At 56.3% G+C, this 24,337-nt stretch carries 15 protein-coding genes and 7 pseudogenes; 12 read left to right on the forward strand and 10 right to left on the reverse strand.

Translation table 11 applies throughout. The features are described 5' to 3' along the window. Window positions 1-82 precede the first annotated feature (82 nt). Window positions 83-693 (reverse strand): annotated as a pseudogene (locus OKW41_RS00670) (transposase); the annotation flags it as partial. A gap of 288 nt (window positions 694-981) precedes the next feature. Further along, on the reverse strand, window positions 982-3,645 hold the full coding sequence (locus OKW41_RS00675) for a 2-oxoglutarate dehydrogenase E1 component (protein WP_429571184.1): 2,664 nt from the start codon (window positions 3,643-3,645) through the stop codon (window positions 982-984). Between the two features lie 312 nt (window positions 3,646-3,957). On the opposite strand from OKW41_RS00675, the pseudogene OKW41_RS00680 reads away from it, so the two are divergent. Then, a pseudogene (locus OKW41_RS00680) lies at window positions 3,958-4,570 on the forward strand (IS6 family transposase). Window positions 4,571-5,005: 435 nt separating this feature from the next. On the opposite strand, the pseudogene OKW41_RS00685 reads toward OKW41_RS00680, so the two are convergent. After that, window positions 5,006-5,469, reverse strand: a pseudogene (locus OKW41_RS00685) (IS6 family transposase); the annotation flags it as partial. A 290-nt stretch (window positions 5,470-5,759) separates the two neighbouring features. After that, window positions 5,760-6,058: pseudogene (locus OKW41_RS00690) on the reverse strand (IS701 family transposase); the annotation flags it as partial. 369 nt (window positions 6,059-6,427) lie between these two features. Here OKW41_RS00690 and OKW41_RS00695 point away from each other — a divergent pair. Then, window positions 6,428-7,726, forward strand: coding sequence for a cytochrome P450 (locus OKW41_RS00695; RefSeq protein ID WP_429571185.1), 1,299 nt, complete (start codon window positions 6,428-6,430; stop codon window positions 7,724-7,726). A 166-nt stretch (window positions 7,727-7,892) separates the two neighbouring features. Here the strand turns inward: OKW41_RS00695 and OKW41_RS00700 are convergent. Further along, window positions 7,893-8,232: pseudogene (locus tag OKW41_RS00700) on the reverse strand (IS110 family transposase); the annotation flags it as partial. Between the two features lie 295 nt (window positions 8,233-8,527). Here OKW41_RS00700 and OKW41_RS00705 point away from each other — a divergent pair. Both OKW41_RS00705 and OKW41_RS00710 read left to right on the forward strand, forming a co-directional pair. After that, window positions 8,528-9,625: a porin gene (locus OKW41_RS00705; RefSeq protein WP_429571186.1), complete on the forward strand. Its 1,098-nt coding sequence runs from the start codon at window positions 8,528-8,530 to the stop codon at window positions 9,623-9,625. A gap of 121 nt (window positions 9,626-9,746) precedes the next feature. Next, window positions 9,747-10,284 (forward strand): annotated as a pseudogene (locus OKW41_RS00710) (IS6 family transposase); the annotation flags it as partial. A 144-nt stretch (window positions 10,285-10,428) separates the two neighbouring features. Here OKW41_RS00710 and istB read toward each other — a convergent pair. Together istB and istA are read right to left on the reverse strand one after the other, a co-directional pair. Further along, window positions 10,429-11,199, reverse strand: a complete 771-nt coding sequence (gene istB, locus OKW41_RS00715) for an IS21-like element helper ATPase IstB (protein ID WP_429571187.1) — start codon at window positions 11,197-11,199, stop codon at window positions 10,429-10,431. Next, window positions 11,196-12,830 carry an IS21 family transposase gene (gene istA / locus OKW41_RS00720; RefSeq protein WP_429571188.1) on the reverse strand — a complete coding sequence of 545 codons (1,635 nt, stop codon included), beginning with the start codon at window positions 12,828-12,830 and terminating at the stop codon, window positions 11,196-11,198. The genes istB and istA overlap by 4 nt, the downstream gene beginning before the upstream one ends. Window positions 12,831-13,011: 181 nt before the next feature. On the opposite strand from istA, the gene OKW41_RS00725 reads away from it, so the two are divergent. From OKW41_RS00725 to OKW41_RS00735, 3 genes and pseudogenes are all read left to right on the forward strand, one after another. Beyond that, window positions 13,012-14,121 carry an IS110 family transposase gene (locus OKW41_RS00725; protein WP_429571422.1) on the forward strand — a complete coding sequence of 370 codons (1,110 nt, stop codon included), beginning with the start codon at window positions 13,012-13,014 and terminating at the stop codon, window positions 14,119-14,121. 446 nt (window positions 14,122-14,567) lie between these two features. Beyond that, a pseudogene (locus OKW41_RS00730) lies at window positions 14,568-14,787 on the forward strand (IS6 family transposase); the annotation flags it as partial. Window positions 14,788-15,154: 367 nt separating this feature from the next. Beyond that, window positions 15,155-15,859, forward strand: coding sequence for a GntR family transcriptional regulator (locus OKW41_RS00735; protein WP_429571189.1), 705 nt, complete (start codon window positions 15,155-15,157; stop codon window positions 15,857-15,859). 118 nt (window positions 15,860-15,977) lie between these two features. Here OKW41_RS00735 and OKW41_RS00740 read toward each other — a convergent pair whose 3' ends face one another. The 3 genes from OKW41_RS00740 to OKW41_RS00750 form a co-directional block, all read right to left on the reverse strand. After that, a complete protein-coding gene (locus OKW41_RS00740) occupies window positions 15,978-16,793 on the reverse strand; it encodes an SAM-dependent methyltransferase (RefSeq protein ID WP_429571190.1) in 816 nt (271 codons plus the stop codon). A gap of 672 nt (window positions 16,794-17,465) precedes the next feature. After that, complete coding sequence (locus tag OKW41_RS00745) at window positions 17,466-18,218, reverse strand: maleate cis-trans isomerase family protein (protein WP_429571191.1); 753 nt, start codon at window positions 18,216-18,218, stop codon at window positions 17,466-17,468. 69 nt (window positions 18,219-18,287) lie between these two features. Further along, on the reverse strand, window positions 18,288-18,992 hold the full coding sequence (locus OKW41_RS00750; RefSeq protein ID WP_429571192.1) for a GntR family transcriptional regulator: 705 nt from the start codon (window positions 18,990-18,992) through the stop codon (window positions 18,288-18,290). Window positions 18,993-19,342: 350 nt separating this feature from the next. Here OKW41_RS00750 and OKW41_RS00755 point away from each other — a divergent pair, with 350 nt between their 5' ends. The 5 genes from OKW41_RS00755 to OKW41_RS00775 are packed head-to-tail and all read left to right on the forward strand — an operon-like array spanning window position 19,343 to window position 24,335. Beyond that, window positions 19,343-20,485 (forward strand): M24 family metallopeptidase, encoded by a 1,143-nt coding sequence (locus OKW41_RS00755; protein ID WP_429571193.1) that lies wholly within the window; start codon window positions 19,343-19,345, stop codon window positions 20,483-20,485. A 5-nt stretch (window positions 20,486-20,490) separates the two neighbouring features. Next, on the forward strand, window positions 20,491-20,700 hold the full coding sequence (locus tag OKW41_RS00760) for a hypothetical protein (protein ID WP_131317375.1): 210 nt from the start codon (window positions 20,491-20,493) through the stop codon (window positions 20,698-20,700). Further along, the gene (locus OKW41_RS00765; protein ID WP_429571194.1) at window positions 20,697-22,037 is read left to right on the forward strand and encodes an amidase; all 1,341 of its coding nucleotides are present in this window, start codon (window positions 20,697-20,699) and stop codon (window positions 22,035-22,037) included. The genes OKW41_RS00760 and OKW41_RS00765 overlap by 4 nt, the downstream gene beginning before the upstream one ends. Window positions 22,038-22,088: 51 nt before the next feature. Beyond that, window positions 22,089-23,171, forward strand: coding sequence for an ABC transporter substrate-binding protein (locus OKW41_RS00770; protein WP_429571195.1), 1,083 nt, complete (start codon window positions 22,089-22,091; stop codon window positions 23,169-23,171). Between the two features lie 15 nt (window positions 23,172-23,186). Continuing rightward, the gene (locus OKW41_RS00775; RefSeq protein ID WP_429571196.1) at window positions 23,187-24,335 is read left to right on the forward strand and encodes an ABC transporter ATP-binding protein; all 1,149 of its coding nucleotides are present in this window, start codon (window positions 23,187-23,189) and stop codon (window positions 24,333-24,335) included. Window positions 24,336-24,337 lie beyond the last annotated feature (2 nt).

The raw sequence follows: 24,337 nt of genomic DNA on the forward strand, positions 1-24,337 counted from the left end.
GAGGTTGCTCATCGACCCGCGGAACCTCGATGCCATCCTCGGAAACTTGGCATCTTCTTCAAAATGCTGTGGGTAACGGGGCTCACGGAGCGTGCGGGTTGAAGCTGGAGAAATCCAGCTTGCCGGCGATGAGAAAGAGGACGGTGCGCATCGTCGTGAAGCGCGTGTAACCGCGAGCCTTGCGCTTGGCAGCTTGAATCAAGCCGTTGATGGCCTCGATGAAGCCGTTGGTCCGGCGGGTCTGAGTCCAGGCGACGATGCCATCGAAGTGCCGGCAAATCAGACGTGCCACGTCCTTCATCGGCTCGACTTTCGAGCGCATGACGTTAGTGCACCGCTGCCGCAACATCGCGGAAACAACATGGATTTGCTTGCGCTCGAGAATCTCGCGCGGTTGCTCGCGATACAGCCAGGCGCGGGCGGTGCGTTTGGTGGCGTACTGCCTGACCAGCGCCTCGAGGTCCGTCAATTGCCCAGATTCAGTTTGTTCACGTCCTTGAGCAGCGTCCAGCCCATCCCCTTGAGTTCCGGGTCGCCTTTCTGCTGCTGGCGGCGGACCGTATCGAGCGCCTTGGACGCGTGGGCGACGACGTGAAACTTGTCGAATGTCAGCCGCGGATTGGGCAGATGTACGCCCACGCCCTTGATGAACGCCGGCGACATGTCAATGCTCACCGAGGTGACCTGTTCGGGCGTGCACCGCATTAAACTCAACTGCAAGTCTATCCGTCGAACCGGGTCAACTCAAACCGCGCTATCCGGTCGCTGTCAGCGCGCGTAAAGGTGGAATTTTTGAGCGGCTTCGGCACGGCAGCAGGCGCTGCCGGCGCCTCGCACCTTAAAGGGCTGCCGCGTATCGACGGGCGACCACGCCAGCAGCTACGCGGCCTTACGAGGTTGTTGAGTTCGATGGCCACCGGACAGGTTCCGGCCATAGATGACATCAGGCCGAGTTCGGTGCAGAGCGAGCCGTTTAGTTCGTCACCTGGTAGATGCTTCCGGCTTGTCCGATACGCCATCTTCCCCACGAGTGCTAACACTGGAAGAATCAGGAGGTCCACTTCGCCCCAACGCCTCGGTCACCAGGCGATGCTGTTCGGCGAGATGTGCGCGAACTGACGAATGTGCACCCGATGCCGTAGAGGTGCGACAGACTGGCGTAAGAACAGATCCGGACGGCAAGATGGTCTCGAGTTCGTCGCGAACAAACCGCCAGGCCCCCTGATTTGCGTCCTCTTCCTGTGCCCAGACAACCTCCCGTAGGTTACTAAATTCAGCCAGAATGCAGGCAAGCTCGAGTTGGGGAAACGGATAGAGCTGCTCGACCCGTATCAAAGCGGTAGCCGAATCAACGGCATCACCTCTGACCCCTTGCAGTGCATAGTGAAACTTCCCACTAGACAGTACGACTCTCCTCACACGGTTCGCGTCAGAAATCGAGCTATCCCTGATCACCGGAGAGAACGCCCCTCCGAGGAATGTCGATACTACCGAGTGCGACCGAATGTCGGAGTAAAGTTGCGTTTTTGGTGCCATCACGATGAGTGGCTTGGGATGCCGTGCCGTGGCCTGCTGGCGCAAGATATGGAACCACTGAGCAGACGTCGACGGACAAACGACGCGCAAATTGTCGCTTGCACAAAGTTGAAGGAACCGGCCCAGAAACCCGTTCGAGTGCTCCGAACCGTCTCCTTCGTGACCGTGCGGCAACAGAACGACCAGCCGTGACTGATAACCCCATTTGTATTCGCCAGCCGCGATATATTGATCGATGATGACTTGCGCGCTGTTTGCGAAGTCACCCAATTGCGCCTCCCATATCGTTAGGCGCGAGGGGGATTCGACGCTATATCCATACTCGAAACCGAGCACCGCCTCCTCTGTCAAGGGCGAGTTAACAATATCAAACTTGCCCTGACCTGCAGAGACACTGGTCAGCGGGATGTGAACGCCACCAGCCTCCTTCTGATCACCCTGGAGATGCCATACAGCGTGCCGGTGCATGAAGGTACCTCGCCCTACATCCATTCCTGATATCCGGACGTTATATCCATCGTCGAGCAGCGAAGCATATGCGAGATTCTCCGCGAGGATCCAGCTTACCTGATTTCCCTCACCTGATAGAGCATCGCCCCACGTCGAGAGCAGCTTGTCCACGAACCTATGAATCGCAACCCCTTGTGGTACTCGTGAAAGCGCCTGGGTTAGCGACTGAAGCCTTTCGAGGGAAAGCCCCCGAATCGAAATCGTCGCATCGAGGTTCCGATCAAATCGAGGTGCGACGCTGGAATCGATTGCCTCCTTTCCACGACCAAACTGATGAAGCGCTTCCTTGCGCAGGAGATCGATTGGCGGGATCTCCTCGAACAATCCGTGATACAGCTCTGTTACTGTCGGATGAGAGTCGATAGCGCGCTGCCGAGCCGGCTGGGTGATTGCCGGGATGTCTTGCTCGAAGTGGCCGAGCCGGCGGTAGCCGATCAAGTCGATGACAATGTCCGAATTGAATGTCATCCGGTATTCGAGCGCGAGCTTCGCCGCCGTCACGACAGCATCGGGGTGGTCAGCGTTGACGTGCAGAACAGGCACATCGGCCACTCTCGAGACGTCCGTGCAATACACATTCGCCTCTACGTTGATCCGATTTGGTGTGGTGCCGCCGATCTGATTATTAACGATGACGTGGATCGTCCCGTTCAGCGAGTATCCCTTTTTCCGCGTGAGAATCAGCGTTTCCATGACGACACCCTGCCCCGCGAAAGCCGCGTCACCGTGGACGACGACCAGGACGCAACCACTCTCTGGATGGTCGTCCTGATATGCACGCGCCATCCCACTGACTACCGGATACACGCTTTCCAGATGAGAAGGGTTGGGTGCAAGCTGCACCGACACGTCACCGTACGGCGTTTTTTTGAGGGCGATGGCGCCCTGATGGTACGGTAGATCCGTCTGCCGCAAAGCGAAATTAGAGTCCGGGTCTAGATACGTGAGGACTTTTCCGGGCGGGAAGTCCATTACATTTACGAACGCATTCAGCCTGCCTCGGTGGGACATTCCGAGAAACACCTGGCTCACTGCGTGGCGACCGGCACTTTCAATCAAGGCATCAAGCAGAGGAATCAGGCTCTCACATCCCTCTAGCGAAAATCGTTTCGCGTCACCGAAGATTTCGGCAACGTGTAGTTCCCACATCTCCGCAGAGAGGAGCCGAGAGAACACAGCACGGCGCTGCTCGATGGCTAACTCAAAGTCCTCCGGCAGTGACTCCATATATTCAAAGAGCCAGCGCTGTCTTGTCCCATCGCGAACACCGCTGCAATCCAGTCCGATCGCTCCGCAGTAAATCCTTTTGAGGCGCTGTTCAAGTTCCCCAACAGTGTTATCTGCTTCGAATCCCACATAGGGTACGCCTAGAAGGTCAGTTCCTCTGAGTCCATGGAACTTGGCCGTCAACTGCGACAAGTCCGGATGAGAACGGAGCCCAAGTGGGTCAATGCCTGCAATACGATAGCCAATACGCCGGTATGCATCGATAAAGCGCTCAGCCTGCGAAGGTGCGATATTTTGTGAAGCCTTCGGAATTCGACCACTTGGTGAGCCGATCGGGATAATGGTGGTGGGCTCGTAATATCTGCTGGACATGTCGAATGTATGGTTGGACAGAATTGGTTAATCGAGTCTCGCCACCCGAATCATGACAATGCCAAAATTTCCGATCAAAGCTAGGAGACTGCAGTAAAAAATAGGGGGCCTACGTCGGATAACGAGCCGAACCGGAGCGCTCCTCTTCAAGCATTTGCGCTCCTTCAAATCTCATCGAACCTTCCTCTCAACGGTTCGTGTCTCCGTCCTTCTTGCCATCCTGGGGTTCTGTCGCAGTAAGGCTTATATTCTAAATTAGAAGAGTAAAGGTCGATGACGTAATTGACGATGCCAACGGTGAAATCGAACTTCATGCGAGTTTCTAAACGGTTGCACCACCCATTTTGATGTGATCCTATTGTGCGTTGGTACGCCACCTATCCGTTGATGCTTCGGCACCTGAAAGAAACGATGATGGAGCGAGGCGTCTCAGCGGAACATTCAACCGTACACCGTTGGGCCATCAAACTGCTGCCGATGCTGGAAAAAGCGTTTTCCCGCAAACGCTCCGTTGGCAAGAGCTTGCGTGTCGACAAAACCTACATCGTGGTCAACGGCCAATGGAAATACCTGTATCGCGCCGCCGACAAGGCCGGCAACACGATCGACTTTCTGTTGCGTGCCCATCGGGACAAGACTGCGGCACGGCGGAATTTCGAAAAATAGATATTCCTGAATGGCGAACCTGGATCGACAGAAGCGGCGCCTGAAGGTCCGGCAGGCTACGTACCTGAACAATATAACTGAGCAGGACCACCGCGTGATCAAGCGATGCACCCGTCCCATGTTCCGGTTCAAGAGTTTCCGGTGCGCACGCATCCTACTCGGCGGCATCGAGGTGGCTCACATGATCTCCAAGGGACAGTTTAAAGGGCAACGGCACCCGACAAACATTCGCCGGCCGATTCTTTCGTTGAAAGCGTAAGCAATCCTACTCATACCGTGCTTTTCTCCACCTACAATTGTTATGGCGACAGAAACCTCCGGTCCGCGCCGCTCGGAGGCTTTCTAGCAGCCAGTACTCACGTCATTCATTCCTCACTTACTGATACCGAGAAAGTAACATTCTGGTTAAACCCACAGGCAAACTGTGTGGGGGCTCGCGCACCGACTTCCAAGCGACATAGGTCGGGAACCGTGGACGTGTCGGACCGCATGGTAGGGCCGTACGAACCCGCAGTTGCTCACGAAGCTGCATGAATACTACACAGACCTTCAACGACCGTGGTTGATGTGCGTCAATCAGTTCATTGATTGGGAAGCTTCTGTTCTCACGACACTGATAATCATATAGCCGGCGGCAACGATCATGCTAGAGACGGGGACCATCACGCGCTTTGCCGACGTTGGCAACTTCAGCTCGTAATGTCGCTGTGTGGATAGTGTCCGCCTTTGCCGCAGGGTAGCTACGCAACTGGTCAAGATCCTGCGCGGCGCCGGGTTCGAACGCAGTACCCGCCTGATGAAACGCTTTGCCGCTGCCTTGTCACGGCGCTTTTGCAGCAGCACGTCCAATTCGGTACCGTGTTCGTCCACGGCGCGCCACACTACGTACGGCTCGCCGCGAAGGCAGACAAACATTTCGTCGAGGGCCCACGTCGAGCGCGCCTTGTTCCGTTCCGCCTTAGCACGACGTGCGAACTGCGCGCCGAACCGGTCGTACCACTGGAGGATCGTCTCGTAGGTCACGCTCACACCACGTTCGAGCAACAGCTCCTCGATGTCGCGCGGACTCAAATTGAAGCGAAAATACCAACGAACCGCGCAACTGATGATCGCCGCCGGGAAATGAAAGCCGTGGTACGGTGATTTGCTCTTCTTCATTCCGACATTCTATCTGGCAGCGATCTCAAGTTGATAGTGCCTGCCAGATAGGCTAGGAATGAAAACGTCCACACCCGACGTCCGGGTATCTGCATCGATGAGGCGGCTGCAGTAGATGGTCAATCAATTCGACGAAGAGACTGTTTGTGCGGGAGCGAACGAAGCGACAAAACCGATCGCGTCAGTCTTACTATGTCATATAATTCGTTGTGCAGTTTATTTCCGCACAGGAAGAGTGCCATCTTTGTATGAGGCGTAGTCCAAGCAGGATACGCAACGTGGTAACGAAATCAGGAACGTGGCATTGTGCGCGCTGGACTGCCCCGTGGGATGTAATCCGGGGGAAGGACAGGCAGCGTGCGGTCAAGGAAGTTTTTTTATCGTTTGCATCTGATCCCATCCTGAGTCGCTGAGCCAGCATAAACCCATATGCGGTGATACTCACTCTGGCGTGGTGGTGAAAGCCACGCCAGTCGCGCCCCTCGTAATGATCGAGCGCGAACTCCTGTTTCAGGTCCTAATAGTCGCGCTCGATGCGCCAGCGCATCTTGGTCACGAACACAAACTGCTCAAGCTTCGCCTCCTCTGGGGCCGGCTCAGATTGTTGCGTACTGGCCCGACAAACAGCAGCCCTCAAGGACCACCTGAGCGATCACTTAACCAAAAAGAGTTGACCTAGATTAAGGGTACACAGGGAGACCGCGGATAGTATGAACGAATACGAAGGGCGGATATCGACGTCCGTCACGCCAGTTCACCCACATTACTGATGCGAACGCTGCAGTGCCTACGCCAACGGGGGACCGATTCCAACGAACTATTGCATCGACCGGTTGAATCCGCCGTGACCAGTCATTGAGTCCGCGGGGAGCCCAATAGCGCAATGGGGTGGGAAGAGGCGCCCTTCTCTTGCCTAGACGGTGCTGCCCGTCCACCAACAAACCGCACTATCAATATCATGAGCATGCCAAATTACGACCTACCGAAAGACATAGCAAACCATCTGGTTGATCCGCAGTCCTATACCAACCTCAGTCGTCTCCATGAAACCTACACTTGGGCGCGTGCAAACAACCCTGTCGGGCGCGCAATGGCGGACGGACATGATCCGTTCTGGGTGGTCACGAAACACGCCGACGTCTCCATGATTTCACGAGACAATGTCTTGTTCCGCAACGGCGACTATTCTGTCGTCTGCAGGCCAAGAGCGTCGATCGAGCATGTCATTTCCATCACCGGTAGTCCAAACATCGTCCGATCGCTCGTGCACCTCGACGGCGACGAGCACAAGAGTCTACGTGCGCTGACACAGTCGTGGTTCATGCCGAACAGCATTCTCGAGCTTGACGACCGCATTCGATCGCTGGCAAATATGTCGATCGCGAAGCTGTTGCATCACAGCGGGCAAGTGATCGATTTTGCGAATGACTTTGCATTGCATTTTCCACTGAACGTGATCATGGATATTCTCGGCGTTCCGCAGGAAGATTCCCTGCGCATGTTGACGCTGACTCAGGAGATGTTCGGAAGCGAGGATGCCGAATACAAGCGCGAAGTGCAGCGCCAAGGCGATGCGAGCGGTGCGATGGGCAAGGCTCTGCTGTCCATTGTGGCCGACTTCAAGGATTATTTCGACCGCCTGACCGAAGACCGCCGGAAGAACCCACGTAACGATATCGCAAGCTTGCTGGCCAACGCGGTGATCAATGGACAGCCTATCGATGAAGCGACCCGTCTTGGCTATTACGTGATCATCGCCGCAGCAGGACATGATACGGTTTCGTCGTCCATATCGGTCGCGATGTGGGCGTTGAGCCGCTTCCCTGAGCTACTGCCGCGACTACAGGCGGATCGTTCGCTGATTCCGCAGTTTATCGACGAAACCCTTCGCTACGCATCGCCGGTGCGTCATTTCATGCGCACAGCGACTGCCGACACCAACGTCCGGGGTCGGACAATCCGCAAGGGCGATTGGCTGATGCTCTGCTATGGCTCGGCAAATCGTGACGAGCAAGTCTTCCCTGAGCCGTTCGCATTCAATATCGACCGCAAACCGAACCGGCATCTCGCTTTCGGCGTCGGCGCCCACGTGTGCCTGGGTCAGCATCTCGCGAACATGGAAATGCGCATCTTGTTTGAGGAACTGGTCCCGAGGTTGCGGCTTATTGAGCCGGCAGGCGAAATCGAATTCGTTGCGTCCAGCTTCGTGAGCGGCCCGAAGCATCTTCCAGTTCGTTGCGTGGTGCATCCGCATTGAGCCACCGGAGCCTGTAGTTGGAGTGAACCCTTGAGGCTCGGCCTTCACTGCGGAACTTACCAGGCGCCTATGTACGGGTCCCGGCATGAAGCCGCATATGAGCTCGGGCTTGACGATGAACCAAGCGTCCTCTTTCGCACCTCTGCATCCAGCGCAGGTTGTGGCGGCCGCACAGCATGGTGATTTCGGCGAGCAGTACGTCAGCCAGTCGGAGGCAGCGCAGTGTAAGCGGCATTGAGCGCGCGGCTATAGCAATGACAGCGGCATCGCGCGCATCAATCTTGGCATTGCCATCGAGCAGGTCGGCAATGCGGCGCATAGCTAGGCTGGTAAGGATGCGACTGGGACACCAAGGTCAGGAGGGACTGCCACTGACAATGCTTCGATGGTGAGGGTGTTCTACGACGAACAGAAGTTGACCGAACGTCTTCAGTTCGGAGATGAGTGCACAGCGTGGCCTCATCGTCGGGCAGCGCTTTGCTGTACCAACGCTTTCGGGTTCGGTCTGCACATCGACGGCAAGTCTCGGCATTCACGTACCGGATGGCCTAACGGTGTTCCGGCTGAACTCCTATTAGCGATCGCCTGCCCCACCAGGCCCGGTGCCCCCGGCTCACGACTGCAACCTGGAGAATCATGCCGGGCCTAGATTCCCAATTCTCGATTATCGAGGCGTGAAGATAGTAACGGAGTGCGCATAGCATAGATTTGGCTGTTACTTCTGCAACTCCACTTTCTGTCGGATTTGTTCAATGGCCACGATACTGGCCCATAAGAAGTAAAAAACGATTAGGCATACAAATGATCAAATCGGTATGCGCAATTGTGATGGGAGTACTTTTTGGATTGGCATGCGATTCAAGCCGAGCGCAGAGTAGCGTCATGCTATATGGAGCATTAGACGTTCTCATTGATATCTCAAATCAGGGCAGAGGAACCTTAACTAAAATGTCGAATGGCGGCACGTTCGGATCGCGACTTGGCCTTATGGGTAGCCAAGCCTTCGGCGACGGTTACAAAGCTATTTTCAGACTTGAGAGTGGTTTTGCGCCTAATGCCGGCACAATACAGCAGGGCGGCGCACTTTTCGGCCGGCAAGCGTATATTGGCTACGAAGGTCCGGCAGGGACTTTAACTTTTGGTCGTCAATACTCGCCAGAATTTCTCGCTATGAGTGACAACGACGTTTTCTTAGGAGGCTTAGGAGGGAGCATCTGGGGCGTTGACCGTACTTTGCCTAATGGTACCGTCCAAGCTACGCTCCTTACCGAGATCACGACGTGCCGCGTTAACAATTCCGTTCTTTACTCTTCTCCGAAAATTTATGAATTCTCGGTTGGGTTGATGTACGGTCTCGGCAGTGTGGCGGAATCTAAAAGTAGCGGAACAGCTTTTAGCGGGGCAATCAATTACACCAATGGCCCCGCAACGTTTCATGCCGGATATGTCTATCAGAGAGACGCATTGGATCAGGGATATTACAAAGCATGGGGTGTCGGCGGTAACTATGTGATTGGGCCGGTAAGAGTGTATCTCGGATACACTAAAGATGACTATTCAATCAGAACTGGCGCAGCATCGTTGAAGAACTCGTTGCGATATGCAATTGCCAATCTGGGGGCGAGCTACCAAATTATACGTTCGACCGTGTTAATGGCGCAAGTTACAAAATTGATTGACACCTCGGCTGGAATTACTCAGTCACAAAACGCGTACATCTTGGGACTAGGTGTTTTTTATTCTCTTTCGAAACAAACCAGTCTATATATCGGGTATGCACAAACAAAAAATGAAAATGGGTCCGCTTACACGTTGGGGCAAGCGCTATATTACGGGGAACCGGCACACCCCAACTCCACAGCACGCGTGTTTAGATTCGGAATGCGAACGACCTTCTAGGTTAAAGTTGAAAATCGGCGGTTAATTGCTAATACATAATCGTTAGATGCTCATGAATCCCGCCGAGGCTCCCTCAGATGGACTTTGTCACGTTGGCGCTGCGGTCAGTTAAGATGAAGCGATGAAGAAAACGAAATCGCTGTATCACGGTCACCGGTTCCCGGCGTCAGTCATCAGCCACGCCGTACGCTGGTATTTCAGGTTCCAGCTCAGCCTCCGCGATATCGAGGAACTGTTGTTCGAGCGTGGCGTGATCGTCAGCCATGAATCGATCCGGCGGTTGATAGACAAGTTTGGGGCTGGTTTCGCGCATCGCGTGAAGGCTGCACGTCGCCAGCCGGGCAGCACGTGGCATCTTGATGAAGGTTCATGTCATTGCACGGTGAGGCTTATGTGCTGTGGCGTGACGTCGACCAGCACGGCATTGAGCTCGACATCCTGCTACAGAAGCGGCGCGACAAGGCCGCCGCGAAACGTTTCTTCAAACGCGGACTGGCGGCCTGTCCCGAGGTGCCGAAGAAGATCGTCACTGACCAGTGCGCAGTTACCCCGCAGCAAAGGCCGAAATCCCGGAGCTGGCGAGCGTGAAGCATGTGTTCGTCAAGGCGGCCGCCCGCGTCAACAACCGTACAGAGAACAGATCCTATGAAGCATCCAGGTCGTCGACTGGCTAACGCCTAAAATCGGCGTACCGAGGTTTGCTCACGGGAGAGCATCATGCGTACAGCCCGGACGGTCACTTCAAACTCCTCCACTTGTGGTCGCGCAAACTCCTCCACCAGGCAGCAGGACAAGGTTGTTTTTTAGCTCGCTTTGGTTTTGCGCGCAAGGGTTTCAGCAGCCTCCTTCAGGCGGTAACTGCGGCCGTCGAATTCGAGCGAGTGGCAGTGGTGCATGAGTCGATCGAGAATGGTGCTACTCATGGTGTTGTCGCCGAGATACGCGCCCCAGTCCTGCACGACGCGGTTGGACGTGACCATGGTGCTGCGGCGTAGCTTGTATCGTTGATGAACGAGGGTTTGCAGTAGCGCACCAGCGGCATCCGGAATCGATCGTGACAGAAACAGGTCGTCCAGAATCAGTAGATCGCAGTCGAGAATGTTGCGCAGACGTTTCTCCTGCTGGTCGGGCTCGCTGAGACTGAAACGCGCAAAGAAGTCGTCGGTCTCAAGATACTGGACCTTATAGCCTTGCAGAACAGCCTGGTTGGCGACGGCCTTCGCGATGTGCGATTTGCCAGTACCAGGTTTGCCGATGAGAAGCGCGTTCTCGCCGGCCGAAACGAACTTCAGCGTTCGCAACTCCAGGCACGCCTGACGCGGAAGTTTCGGATTGAAGGACCAGTCGAATTCGGCAAACGTGAGCTTTTCGTCAAGCCCGGACTGCTTATGCCGACGCTCGATCAGCCGGGACTGACGACGGTCCAGCTCGTCTTGCAGAATTATCGAGAAGGTTTCGAGGAACGGTTGATTTGCCGTCTGTGCCTGCAGTACGCGGGTCTCCAGCGTGTCGCGGACGCCAGACAGGTGGAGCTGTTTGAGCGAACGCTCGATTTCGGGCATCGACATGGTCATTCTTTGTTCTCTCCGGTGGTCAACGACGATTGGTTGAGTTGATGTCGCGCGCCGAGACTGAACAGCTCGCCGTATTCGGCCGCTGGACGGATTAGCGCGTGATCCTGGGTAAGAGGCAAAGCGAGCTGGGGCGCCTGATCAAGCTGCTCCAGCGCGCGCTCGAACAATCGTTCGACCAGTCCGCGAACCTGTTTGTAGGATTGCAGACGGTACTGCAGTGCCTGGCTGCAGGCTTGCTCAACGATGCGGGCCGGGTATCGCTTCGCGAGACCGACGATGCCCCACATGCCTCGCTGGCCAATGCGTCCCTGGGCGTCAAACATCTGCTGGCAGAGTGCTTTCGTTTGCGGCCCGATGTCGCCTGCGGCTGAGAGCAGGAAGGCCGTTTGCCGGGACGGGTTGAACGGACGCTCGTCCTCGGGCAGTAGCAATTGACCGGGCTCGGTGAAACGCGGGTGAATGCGTAACAGCGCTTGTGTCTGTCGATCCCGAACTTCAATGGTTGAATCGAAGACGCGCACCAGCACCGTGCTGCCTATCGCAGCAGGACGAGCTGCGTACCAGCTGTGGTCGATCCGAATGGTTGTATCGTCGGAGACAGTGCGAACGACCTGTTTGAAGTAGCGGAATCCAGTCAGCGGCAATGCCCGCAGGTGCGGCTTCTCCTGCTCGAACATCGACTCGACCTGACGGCGGGCGCGTCCATGCAAGCGCTTCGATGCCCAGTTAGCCTCCCAGCGTACAAGGAACGCGTTCTGCTCTTCGATTGAATCGAAACTCCTGCCGCGCAGTGCGGTGCCCTGCGTATGCTGGATCGCGCTCTCAACCGTGCCCTTCCGGTTCGGATCGCGGACGCGTGCAGGATCAGCGACCACGCCATAGTGCTCGAGCATCGCGGCATAAAGATGATTGATCTCCGGCTCGTACAGGTCCGGTGTGATAACCCCTTCCTTGAGGTTATCGAGGACGACGTACTGAACACAGCCACCGAAATAACGGAACGCTTCTTCGTGCAGTCGCGCCCACGCCTCCTGGCTGGATTTCCAGACAACCCGCCGGAAACTGTGACGCGAATAGCGCAACGTCATCACAAATAGCCGTGGTCGCCGATAACGTCCAGTCTTCGGATCGCGGGTCAGAGCGCCCTCCCCATAGTCAACCTGGGCCTCCTCGCCGGGCAGGAAATCGAGCCGGTCGAATTGCTCGGGATCGATGTGTCGCAGTGCGCGCACGAACCGTTTGACGCTCTCGTAGCTCGCAGCAAACGAGAACTCGTCGACGAGGTCCTGATAGATGGCTTGGGCGTTTCGCTGCAGACGAACCTGTTCTTCGATCCATTGCCGGTGAGGCTCGCACAACGATCGGGCAAAATCGAAGTTATGCGGCTCGGCGGGCGTGGCCTGAAAAGCCGGTGGTCGCGGGGGTGGAGGAGTTTGATCTGAAGGGCGCGAGCCGATGGTCGCGGGGGTGGGGGAATTTGCGGGCGCGGTTGCGCGTGCAGCGAAGATCGCCGTGTAGCGGCGGATCGTCTTGCGGTCGATTCCAGTGATCCGATGAATCTCGCGCTGGCTCTTGTTGAGTTCCAGCAACGTGAACACCGTACTTTGCTGATGCGGCTTCAAGACGTTCAACTCCCACCTCCCGGGCTGGCCAAGGAGGTAAAAATAACGTCCTGCTACGTGGAGCGATCGGCGACGTCGGTCTGCTCAGATCGGACCGCAAGGTGGAGGAGTTTGAAGTGACCACACCCGGAGGAGTTTAAGTGACCGCCCGGGTACAGATCAGGGATACACGCGTACTGCGGAACCGGCGCTGGCGGTGTCACTCGAACTCGCTGCGGCGAAGTGGAAGGTAGCGTTGCACGACGGGCAGCGGGAGCAGCCGGCGGTGTACACCGTAGCGCAACCGCAAGCCCCCGCGCGCCTACAGGCCGTGCTGGAAGTGATCGAACAACAGAAGCTGAAGTGGTCGCTGCCCGCGGGCGTGCACCTTGTCGTGAGTTATGAAGCCGGCCAGGACGCGTTCTGGATCTATCGGGCGCTACGGGCACGCGGTATCGAGTGTCATGTGGTCGATCCAGCGAGCATTCCGGTCGAGCGCCACAAGCGGCGTGCCAAGACTGACCGGCTTGATGCAATCAGTCTGGTGATCAGCCTGCGCGCGTGGCTGCGCGGCGAGCGCGACCGCATGCACGTGGTGCACGTGCCATCACCGCAGGACGAAGCGTCCCGCCATCTGATGCGCGACCGAGGGGAACTGCAGAAAGAGGTGCTACAGCATCGTGACCGGATGCGCAAACTGCTTGTCACGCTAGGCTGCTGGGATGAGGTTGACCACAAGGCCTTCGCCGCCCGCCTCGCCCGTGACCAGGTGCGGTGTCACGACGGTGCGCCACTGCCGCGCGAGCTGCGGGAGCGGCTGCTGCGCGAGTGCGAACGGCTGGCGCTGGCCGTGCAGCAACTCGCGGCACTCGAGAAAACGCAACACGCTGGCCTGCCCGCACCCGCACGCGAAAGGATCGATCTTCTGACGCAGCTAAATGGCATTGGCCCGGTGGGTGGCTCGCGTCTGGCGCTCGAGCTGTTCTGGCGGGACTTCCATAACCGGCGCGAAGTTGGGGCCTGCGTAGGGCTGGTTCCACAACCCTACGACAGTGGCGAGAGCCAGGTGGACCAGGGGATCAGCAGGCAGGGCAACCGTCGCGTGCGCGCACTGCTGATTGAGATGGCGTGGTGCTGGATCCGTTACCAGCCTGGCAGTGCACTGACGCAGTGGTTCAACCAGCGCACGCAAGGCACGGGACCGAATCGCCGCGTGCGGCGCATTGCGATCGTCGCAGTAGCACGACGCCTCGCGATCGCGCTGTGGCGCTACTTGCAGGACGGCGTGATACCCGAAGGCGCACAACTGAAGTCAGTCTGAGCCCGAAAGGTATCGCGACAACGCAATCAAGGGAGGTACGATACCTGTCGATAGAGAGTTTGCAGTGAACATGCCCGTGTTGATGGCGGGTTGCTAACGCGACCGATTAAACAGATGGGGCATGCTCCCGGAACAGGTTCCGGCGTAACGCGCATAAAGGATGAGGCTGGCCATACGCCAGCGGATAGAAGTTGGTGAGACGTTGCTGTCTTACGCGCGCGATAAGCGGCTTCAGGCTAACGACGTTGACCGGACTGTAGCCATGGTTGAAGTTGAGGGCGGTGGGAATCCGCCGGACTATGCCGCGAAAATGCGGCTTGTATGGCGGCGAGCGCCATCACTCGCGCTTGCCGCCATACGCCAGCATGTCACCACTTTGCAGCGAGGAGAAGGAGACTTGACCTATCCTTTGTAAGCCAGTTCGCAAATGGCCTTGACAACTTTCTGCTCATAGAAGCCATCAGCCCACACGTGAACGCGAGCGACGTATGCGTGGTTTCCGCCTGCCCAGGCGCACGCAGGCGTTCCTGTCGTGCTTCGGTCCGATCCGGCAACACTTCGCGCTCAAGCGTCATCTGCTGCGCGCTTCGCTTTATCGAAAGCAGCTCGCGCCCCGGTTTGAAGCCTGGCGTCTTTTCCGGTCTCACCCAGAATCCGTCTGCTGTTTTCTGGGCAATTGCATCGCCTGCACACGATTTGTTCGGTGATCGGCAACCTGACAAAGCCGCCGTAGGGCCGCAAGTGCGCGGTACGCATGGTGCTTGCTTACCTCCGGATTAATCAATCGATGGGAACCGTCGAGTCGGTTGCTTAGGGTAGAGCTATTCGCGGGAGACGTTACAAACCGGGTGCGGCAGGAACGCGTCGTTCAGGCCACCCTTCGCTGCGCTATTTGATCTGCGTACGGGTCGCGGAAAGCTGCAGTTTTCGCCTTCGTCGGCACGGTAGTAACAATTCGGGCAACGGGCGTGGAATTTGCGCGGTGCTACCGGCATGCGGCTGTCTTTAGTGCATTTCTGCGGGGAAGTCCTTGATGGCACGCGTTGCAAAACAAAAGGCGTCAGCGGCTCACACCGCAGGCAAGATATCAGCAATCCGCACCCGGATGTCAGACATTCACAGGACGTTGCGTGACAGGATCTGCAATCTGCATTATCCCCCGGGTACTGTACTCAGGGAGAGCGCACTTGCGGAGGAATTCGAGGTCAGTCGCACACCGATCCGAGAGAATCTTCAGAGGCTGGAGTACGAAGGCCTCGTGGAAACGAGGAATGGTGTTGGCACGATCGTGAGCGGCGTCGATTTTCGCCGATATCGAGACACAGACGCGTTCCGGTTAAGGTTGAGCGAGATGTTCGGCGACTTCTGTTCTCCAACATGCGCTCCCGAAGCTCTTGAGCGGATTCAGCGACTGGCCCTGAGAGCGAAGGTGCTGCGAAATCAGTCGCCAGATTTCGAAGAGTTCTGGCGGATCATCCATGAGTTGCATTCCGTAATCAACGGTATAATAACAAACGGGGAGTTTCGCCTAACCCACGATCGCTGCTACTTTCAAGCATCGCGCGCCCGGTACAACATTGTGCACCTCTTATGGGACGAGGAGATCAAGTACCTCGACGGAGAGCTGGAGGAATGTTGCTTAGCGTTGCGCGCCGGGGACATGCGCGCTCTTGGACTAGTACAACGGAACTACATCTCGTTCGGTCTGGCCCGTATCGCCCGGCTAATGTCCGAATAGTCAGCGGGGCGCGTCATATACTATTGAACATCTGTCGGCACTATGATGCCCTAATTGGGCAGATGCTAGACTGGGTAAGCGGTATCCGCTGTTCTTTCTCGTCGTGCAGAGACGCGATTTATTGCTTGCGTGATGACAATTTCGCTTGCGGCACAACAGATTCGTCATCGACGCAAATGACCGTGTTTAGGTCGTGGCGCAGATAGTCTTCATGGCTCTTTGGGGATATTCCTCGCATTATCAGCTGACGGGAAAGGTATTCTTTCCAAGAAAATGCGTCGAATCCGAGATGATATTCGATGTGTCGCCGCTCCGTTGCGTGTGTGAAAACAATCCATTGATGGCCCAGTGGGTGAGGAGCATCGATTGGAAAAAGGTTTAAACCGCAGTGCTCTGCTAAAGAACGCAGAGTTGAGGCCTTGTAATACTGCACTTCCGGATACGACCAATCTGCGTTGATACTGTCGGTATCGCCAGACAGAAAAGCCGCCACAAATATTCCATTAGGTGCAAGACTCCGCGATACTGACGTTAGGCAGTTTGCAATTTGACTCTTGCTCGCATGCATAAATATTCCAGCAGCAATTATGTAGTCAAACTGACAATCGAACTGGGAAGCATCAAAATCGGAGTTAAATGAAAATTTGGGGCGCTTCAGGGTTATGACGGCGGAGCCAAGTTCCGCCTTGATGCCTTCCCTCAGACACCATTCTTCTGGCTCGATGCCGAAATAGCGATCGGGGTTAAGGTATATCAAAGGAAACTTGCCCCCGCGGAGCGAACCACACCCGATATCTAGAAGCAGGTGGTCCTCTCTCAATCCGAGCAAAAGCAATGTGACGAATTGCACGGCACCTAAGCGGTCATAATAGTCAGGCGGCCCTACCCAAGCACGATGATTTCTGTCCCCCATTACTGGATCTTTCGGCTGCATTTCAGCTCCTTCTGAGATCGTGCAAAGAATCTATCGACGCCTAATGGCTTTTTGCAGTCGAGCGTGTTGACCTCGATCGGTGTGGCCAACGCATATACCAGATCCGGGAGCCAAGCTGTCCGGCGGCAATGCTGTCGCCGGGTGTCGACCGGCACTTAAACAATTGGCCATGACAGAAGGGCGGAAGCAGGAGCCGTGCCAGTGAGTGATCAGCCCGTCAGGGCGCGTCGCTAGCCGCCTATCATCTGAGGGTGTCGAAAACGTGTCATGTTTGTTACGTGAGTGTACGAACGCCGACCAAGGCTTTGTCAGATTGCCGATCACCGAACAAATCGTGTGAAGGCGATGCAATCGCATAGGGAGGGTACGTTGTCCCCGAAGCTTCGAACCCGACCGTTTCCAGTCGCGCACGTCCGGGCAGGCAACTGCTGATCGCACAGCAGGTCACAACCCCAACCTCCAATGTTCCGGGATTGAACGTGACAAGGCAGAATCGAGCTTTGCCAACCATTGCTGCATGCCGAATAGCGCTCGGCGGACGGCGACACGTGTCGCACACGGCTGTAGTACTAACCTTTCACCGCACCCCATCGCAAAGAAGCCCATTCAAGCGGCGCGAAGTCGTTGAACGCTCACCAAGTGTCTTCGCACCGCCGCCCTACATGCGATTTATCAGTAAGCGGAAAGAAGTTGTCCATAGCCGTTGACGCGGTCTAGCATTCCGGCAAGTCTCATGACATCCCATGCGACAGCTTGATTGCTGGTGACAACTGGTTTTCCTGTGCAACGTTCGATTTCCTCGATGACTTCGATCGACCTGAGGGCGCCGCAACTGATGAAAATTGCATCCGCATCTGGCCGGTCCAAGAAAAGCGCCATGTCCACGATAGTCTCAGGTGTGACACGCACCATATCGCTGTCCTTCTCTAATTGCAAGCCGTGAATCGCGAGCACTTCGAATCCCTCGTTTTCCAAATACTCCTTTTCCATCACGTTGATTTCGTCGAGATAAGGGGTACCGATTACGATCCGCTTCGCACCGACAGCGCGGAGTCCGCGGATGACTGCGGTGACCATACTAGTTGTCTTCGCGTTCGGGGCACCGCGGGACAGTTCGGTGAACACTTTTTTCTCGCCGACTACCAGGCTTCCCGAAGTACAGCCGTAGCAGATCACGTCAAGGCTTCCATCTGGAAGGATTCGCGCCGCTGAATCGGCAAGGCTCGAAGCGATGTTGCCGAGGGACTCCATGGTGATACTGTCCGGGTTTGGAACTCTGGTGAAATGGATGCCCATCCCCTTCGGAAGCAAAGTGAACATGTCTTCCTCGATGGTCTGCTCAGTGGCAAGCAGCACAAAACCCGCTTTCGCACGGTCGTGACGACCGCCATCGAGAACAACATCGAATCCCGCGTTGATACTCACAATTCGTGCTCCTATCAGTAGAAAGAGGCGAGCGCGTAGCAGCGATAACCCCAATGGCAACGCAACAAACTAGCCGGTTATAAATCGTGCGATACGAGCTAGCCCGAAGGATATGTAGTTACGCTGCACCAGACCGAGAGCGCGCATATCTGCAGCGCGCAGAGCTCGGCAGCACTCTTCCAACTCACGATTGAGGTACTCGACTTCCTCATCCCAAAGATCAGTAACGAAGTTGTACCAGACACGCGACGCCTGGAAGTAACAGCGATCATGTGTCTGCCGCAGATCCTTGTTTCGGATCAGTTCGTTGATAGAGAAATGAAGCTCATGGAGGATCGACCAGAACTCGTCAAAATCATGCCGAGAAGTCAACAGTGCTGCGGCGCGCGGCACCAGTTGCTCGATGCGCTCTAACGCTTTTGGGGCATCGGTCGGCGAGCAAAAATCGCCCAGCATCTCGCTTAACCTCAAGCGGAAGTTGTACGTATCACGGTATTCGCGGAAATCGACCCCGCTTACGATCGTTCCAACGCCGTTCTTCGTCTCGACGAGTCCTTCGTACTCAAGGCGCTGCAGGACTTGACGAATAGGCGTGCGGCTGACCTCAAACTCTTCGGCAAGCAGGCTCTCCCCAAGCAGCGTACCCGGAGGATAGTGAAGGCTACAGATGCGGTCCCGCACCGTCGTATAAATGTCTGGAGTCTGGTTCCGAACCGCCGGCGTTTTTCGCGCCGGCCGCGACCCTGGTCCTTTGAGTTTCACCACGCGCCCCATTGATCGTCCTTCGCAAGGAGAGGCTGTTAGCCGCCGCCCCAAGCCCGGTTGTGCGAATTCCACGCAATGATAACGCCAAAGTCACCCTACATGCAACCTGTACACAGCTTGCAATATACACAGGTGGTTTTCGGCCTCTCAGCACTGTCTGTATCTGCCTGATTGCCCGACCGACATCTTTGAGTTTCGTTATCTACCTGAAAATACTGATCTTTTACCGGCTTGATCACTTGGTGGACCGATGCGGTGATTGGGCCAATCTAGGCGAACCCCCCACTTGACATCCAGATTTTGCGCTCCTAGAGTCCAGCTGTGTACCTGCTGCATACAGCTGACAACCGGAGAAATTTGTGAACGAGTACCAAGGCCGAGTAAGCAAGTTGCGAGAAGCGCTGCGCGTCGCCAATATCGACGTGGCGCTGATCAGTGATCCAGACTCAGTGGCTTACTTCGGGGGCTTCTGGAACTATCTTGGAGTCGAATTCGGCCGTCCGACGTTGATGGTCATCCTTCAAGATCGCGACCCGGTTTTGATTACGCCTCTGATGGAATCTGAGATGTGTGCTCGGATGACGTGGATCAAAGATATTCGCCCCTGGGCCGATGGGATCGATGACGAGTGGCGCAAACCGCTACGGGATGTGTTGCAGGTATCGGGGGCAAAACGCCTGGGTATGGAGCGCGCGAAGATGCCAGCGCTTGTCGCCAATGCACTGCCGGTTGAGCCTGGCAGCCTTACCGACATTGGTCAGATCATTTTTGATCTGAGGACAATCAAGTCGGAGAGCGAAATCTCGATCATGAAACAAGCCGGCCAGGTTGCCGTTGCAATGGTCGAGTCCGCGAAAGACGTCATCAAGGAAGGTGTGCCTGAATACGAAATCGCGCTGGCTGTTATAGCAGGCGGCACTCGGAAAGCGGCCTCATTCCTGAACGATCACGAGGACCGCTTCGTGTCTCCCACTATCTATAACCTTCAGATTCTTCAGTCTGGGCGCGATGTCTGTCTTGTGCATCGAAGGTCTTCCGTTCGCAAGCTGAAGCGCGGAGACCCGGTTTACCTTTGCTTCTGCGGCATTGCGAATTTCAAGAACTATAAACTCGGTTTCGATCGCGAGTTCTTTGTCGGTTCCGTGACCGACGAACAAGCTCGCGTCTACGAGGCCGTCGTGGCTGCGCAGCAAGCCGCGCTAGCACAAATTAAACCGGGCGTACGCTGCGAGGACGTCAATGCTGCCGCCGAAGAGGTCTACCGCGCGGCAGGTTTCGCGCCAGGCTATCGTACCGGGCGTTCGATCGGATACTCGTTTCTCGAAACACCCGAGCTGAAACGCGGTGAGCAACGCACGCTCGAAGCGGGTATGACGTTCGCGGTCGACGGCGGCATCACCATCGAAGGGGAATTCGGTGGGCGGGTCGGTGATTCGGTTGTTGTCACTACAGACGGGTTTGAGTATTTGACAAACTATCCGCGCAACCTGGCAGTGGTGTAAGCGTCATGGTCGATCCGGTCACCCTCAAAACATTGATCGCGGTGAACCGCGAGTTCTTCGGCGGTCGTTGGAGCGAAAAAGACCTTGAGGAACTCGTCAATCCGCGTTTCGGTGTGGTTTCAGACTTATCCAGCCTGGTCGAGCGACTTTCAGCGATCCGAGAGAAGAATCTCGCTGACCTCGCTCCTCCCTGGATCATGGAGACCCAGCGATGAAACTGGCTAAGGGCGCTACCGTCCGAGATATGGCTGCGGCACTATCGTGCGGCGATGCAACGGCCCGCGAGGTCGTGAACAACAGTGTAGAACTCGCCGAGGGTAATAATGCGTGGCTCAAGAGCCTGATCACTGTGACGAGTGAACGAGCAAGTCTGGAAGCAAAGGCTGCAGATGAGCGACGTCGATCGGGGGAAATTCGAGGGATGCTCGACGGCGTGCCTTATGTCGCCAAAGATGTTTTCGAGACCGAAGGTATTCGGACAACAGCCGGAAGTAAAGTCCTCGCTGAGCACGTTCCGCGCAAAGATGCCGCTTTGATTCGCAAACTAACAGATGCAGGTGCGGCCTTGGTTGGTAAGGCGAACATGCACGAATTCGCGTACGGCGCGACTGGAGAGAATCGGTTTTCAGGCACCACGGTCAACCCTTGGGACGAACGGCGCTTGGCGGGAGGGTCAAGCGGCGGCTCTGCAGCTGCGGTCGCTGCTGGCATTGTTCCGTTCGCGCTTGGGACTGACACGGGAGGTTCTGTGCGCGTGCCGGCGGCCCTCTGCGGTGTCGCAGGATTCAAACCCACGTTTGGCCTGTTGGACGCAACCGGGGTCATTCCGTTTTGCTGGACGCTTGACCATGCTGGCATCATCGCAGGAAGTGCCGATGACATCTCGGTGGTTGCAGATTGTCTGACCGACCTTGATATCTTCGGCGGCGAAAGCTCCCTCCGTTCGCTGCGCATCGGGTTGCCAACGGCATTGACTTCGCTCTTAGAGCCGGGCGTTCGCGAAGGCTATGAACGTGCCATTGCGGCGCTGAGGGCGTCTGGCGCCACATTTCACGATGTTGATTTGCCTGATCACGCAGAATCGAGAACCGTGTCACTCACCATTCAGCTGGCTGAAGCTCTGGCGTACCACTCGTCATTGATAGCGTCGTCGGGCGAGCACTACGGAGCGGATATCAGGAGCGGGTTTGTGCTCGGCCAACAGCTGTCCGCGGAAAGCTACGTGCAATGTCAAAGGCTGCTGACCGCTTACCGGAAATCATTCAAAGAGCTCTTCAAAGACATAGACGCAATCCTCACCCCTACATGTCCCATCGTCGCGCCCGAGACAGGCAGTACCCGCATTCCCATCGGTGAGGAACTCTTCCCGGTTGGCAATGCGCTGACGCTATTTACGTCGTTCTTCAATTTGGTCGGCGCGCCTGCTATCGCGTTACCTGCCGGCAGGAACGAAAGCGGACTGCCCGTCAGTGTGCAGCTAATTGGCGCGCCCAACAAGGACAAGGAAATTCTCAAACTTGCACGACATCTTGAACGGGATCTGGCAAGTTAAACCTGTGCAGCTCCCAGCAAAAGACCATCAACGCACTGTAAAGAGGCAAATATGCAAACTCGTAAAAGCTCGAAGCACATTCGGACGTGTCTGCTCCTGTTGTTGAGTGCAGTTCTTCCGGTTACCTCGGCCCATGCTGAACAGCTGGTGGTCGCATCGTTCGGCGGAGCTTACACCGCAAGCCAGTCCAAGGCATTTTTTGAGCCGTTTACGGCCAAGACCGGAATAAAGATTCTTCCGGCCGACTATAACGGTGGACTGGCGGAGCTTCGTTCTCAGGTGCAGGCGGGGGCCGGAGCCTGGGACGTGCTCGACCTTGAATTTCAAGACGCAGCTCGCGCGTGCGACGAAGGGTTGATCGATCCCATCAAGCCCACGTCACTCGCCAACTCGCAAGACGGGAAGCCAGCGTCTTCTGACTTCGTCCAGGGATCGCTGATGGACTGCGGCGTCGGAACGATTCTCTGGTCGAACGTGATTGCGTACGACAAGCGAAAATTTAGTGGCGCACAACCTTCAACTATTGCTGACTTTTTCGACCTGAAGCGCTTCCCGGGTAAGCGCGGGCTTAGCAATAAGCCGAACGGGAATCTTGAGTGGGCGCTGATGGCGGACGGCGTGCCTCGTGATCAGGTGTATGCCACTTTACGCACCCCGAGCGGTCTGGACCGCGCCTTGAAGAAGCTTGACACGATCAAGGCGAATTCAATTTTCTGGGGTGCTCAGGCACAGTCCGTTCAGCTTCTCGCAGATGGGGAAGTCGTGATGACGGAAGGCGGAAACGGCAGATTCACGGACGCTATCACGAAAGACAAAAAGCCCTTCGGCATTATCTGGAACGGGCAGATTATCAACGGTGATGTGTTCGCTATATCGAAGGCGAGCAAGAATAAAACGGCGGCGCTCGACTTCATCCGCTTTGCCACCTCCGCACCTCAGCTCGCGGCACAGACAAAGTTCATCAGCTACGCGCCCGCAAGGCGTTCAGCGCTGCCGATGGTCGACGCGTCTCTCCGGGACAATCTCCCGACGTCGCCCGCAAACTTGAAGGTCGGTCTCGCGAACGACACTGCGTTCTGGAACGATCAGCAGGACGAGATCAATCGCCGTTGGGCCGCCTGGATGGCCCGCTAAGAGAAGGTAATCATCATGCTAAACGTCTCACAGCAGCGAGAGCAAGCAAAGGCCCAGCGGAGCGACAGCGATCATGTCGTCTTTTCGCAGGTGGAAAAGAGCTACGATGGCAGCACGCAGGTGGTCAAGTCGCTCTCGCTCTCGGTCAAACGCGGGGAATTCCTCACCCTATTAGGGCCGTCGGGTTCAGGCAAAACGACGACGCTGATGATGCTCGCAGGCTTCGAGGCTCCGACCGCCGGGACGATTAGTATCGACGATGTGAACCTCACCACGACACCGCCGCACAAACGCGGTATCGGCATGGTTTTCCAGAACTATGCCCTGTTCCCCCATATGTCGATCGCGGACAACGTCGCGTTTCCGCTGGCCGCCCGAAAGACGCCCCGACACGAAATCGGAAAGCGGGTAACCCGGGCACTGGAAATGGTCAAGATGCAGAACTTTGCGTCACGTCGGCCTGCCCAGCTTTCCGGCGGACAACAACAGCGTATTGCATTGGCAAGAGCGCTCGTGTTTGAGCCTACTTTGGTCCTGATGGATGAGCCGCTGGGCGCTTTGGACAAGCAGTTGCGTGAGCACATGCAGACAGAGATCAAGCACCTCCATGAAATGCTCGGTGTCACGGTCGTATACGTAACGCACGATCAGGACGAAGCCCTCGCGATGTCCGACCGCGTCGCAATTTTCAACAACGGCGTAATCGAGCAGATTGGTCCGCCCACCGAGATCTACGAATCTCCTGAAACTGAATTTGTTTCTCGTTTCGTAGGCGACAACAATCTTCTGGATGGCGTTGTGGAAGCATGTTATGCGTCACAGAGCGGCGACTACCGCGCGAGGATCACGCACGGTTCCTGCCAGTTTGAAGCACTGACAGCAAAGCCGCTCACGTTGGGCGCGCCAGTCAGATTGGTTCTCCGACCGGAGCGCGTTTCAATCGCATCGCAGGATGCCGGACTTGAAAATCAGGTCAACTCGCAGATCGTCGAGTCCACGTATTTCGGTGATCATGTTCGGCTTACCTGTCGGATTCCCGGTGGCAACGAGATTACCGTAAAAGTAGCAAATACCTTGAGCCTTGGTTCTCTCCGGTCGGGTCAGACGTTGCCCATTGGATGGCGGTCCGCTGACAGCCGCGCGCTGCTTTCGGCAGGAGGATGACG

This window comes from Paraburkholderia sp. UCT70 (assembly GCF_050434085.1).
In the GTDB taxonomy this organism is placed as follows: Bacteria; Pseudomonadota; Gammaproteobacteria; order Burkholderiales; family Burkholderiaceae; genus Paraburkholderia; species Paraburkholderia tuberum.

Bases quoted from the DNA above. Each gene is read 5' to 3' on its own strand.
- OKW41_RS00675 (WP_429571184.1), bottom strand. From the start codon at position 3,645: ATGTCCAGCAGATATTACGAGCCCACCACCATTATCCCGATCGGCTCA.
- OKW41_RS00695 (WP_429571185.1), top strand. From the start codon at position 6,428: ATGAGCATGCCAAATTACGACCTACCGAAAGACATAGCAAACCATCTG.
- OKW41_RS00705 (WP_429571186.1), top strand. From the start codon at position 8,528: ATGATCAAATCGGTATGCGCAATTGTGATGGGAGTACTTTTTGGATTG.
- istB (WP_429571187.1), bottom strand. From the start codon at position 11,199: ATGACCATGTCGATGCCCGAAATCGAGCGTTCGCTCAAACAGCTCCAC.
- OKW41_RS00735 (WP_429571189.1), top strand. From the start codon at position 15,155: ATGGCACGCGTTGCAAAACAAAAGGCGTCAGCGGCTCACACCGCAGGC.
- OKW41_RS00740 (WP_429571190.1), bottom strand. From the start codon at position 16,793: ATGCAGCCGAAAGATCCAGTAATGGGGGACAGAAATCATCGTGCTTGG.
- OKW41_RS00750 (WP_429571192.1), bottom strand. From the start codon at position 18,992: ATGGGGCGCGTGGTGAAACTCAAAGGACCAGGGTCGCGGCCGGCGCGA.
- OKW41_RS00760 (WP_131317375.1), top strand. From the start codon at position 20,491: ATGGTCGATCCGGTCACCCTCAAAACATTGATCGCGGTGAACCGCGAG.
- OKW41_RS00765 (WP_429571194.1), top strand. From the start codon at position 20,697: ATGAAACTGGCTAAGGGCGCTACCGTCCGAGATATGGCTGCGGCACTA.
- OKW41_RS00770 (WP_429571195.1), top strand. From the start codon at position 22,089: ATGCAAACTCGTAAAAGCTCGAAGCACATTCGGACGTGTCTGCTCCTG.
- OKW41_RS00775 (WP_429571196.1), top strand. From the start codon at position 23,187: ATGCTAAACGTCTCACAGCAGCGAGAGCAAGCAAAGGCCCAGCGGAGC.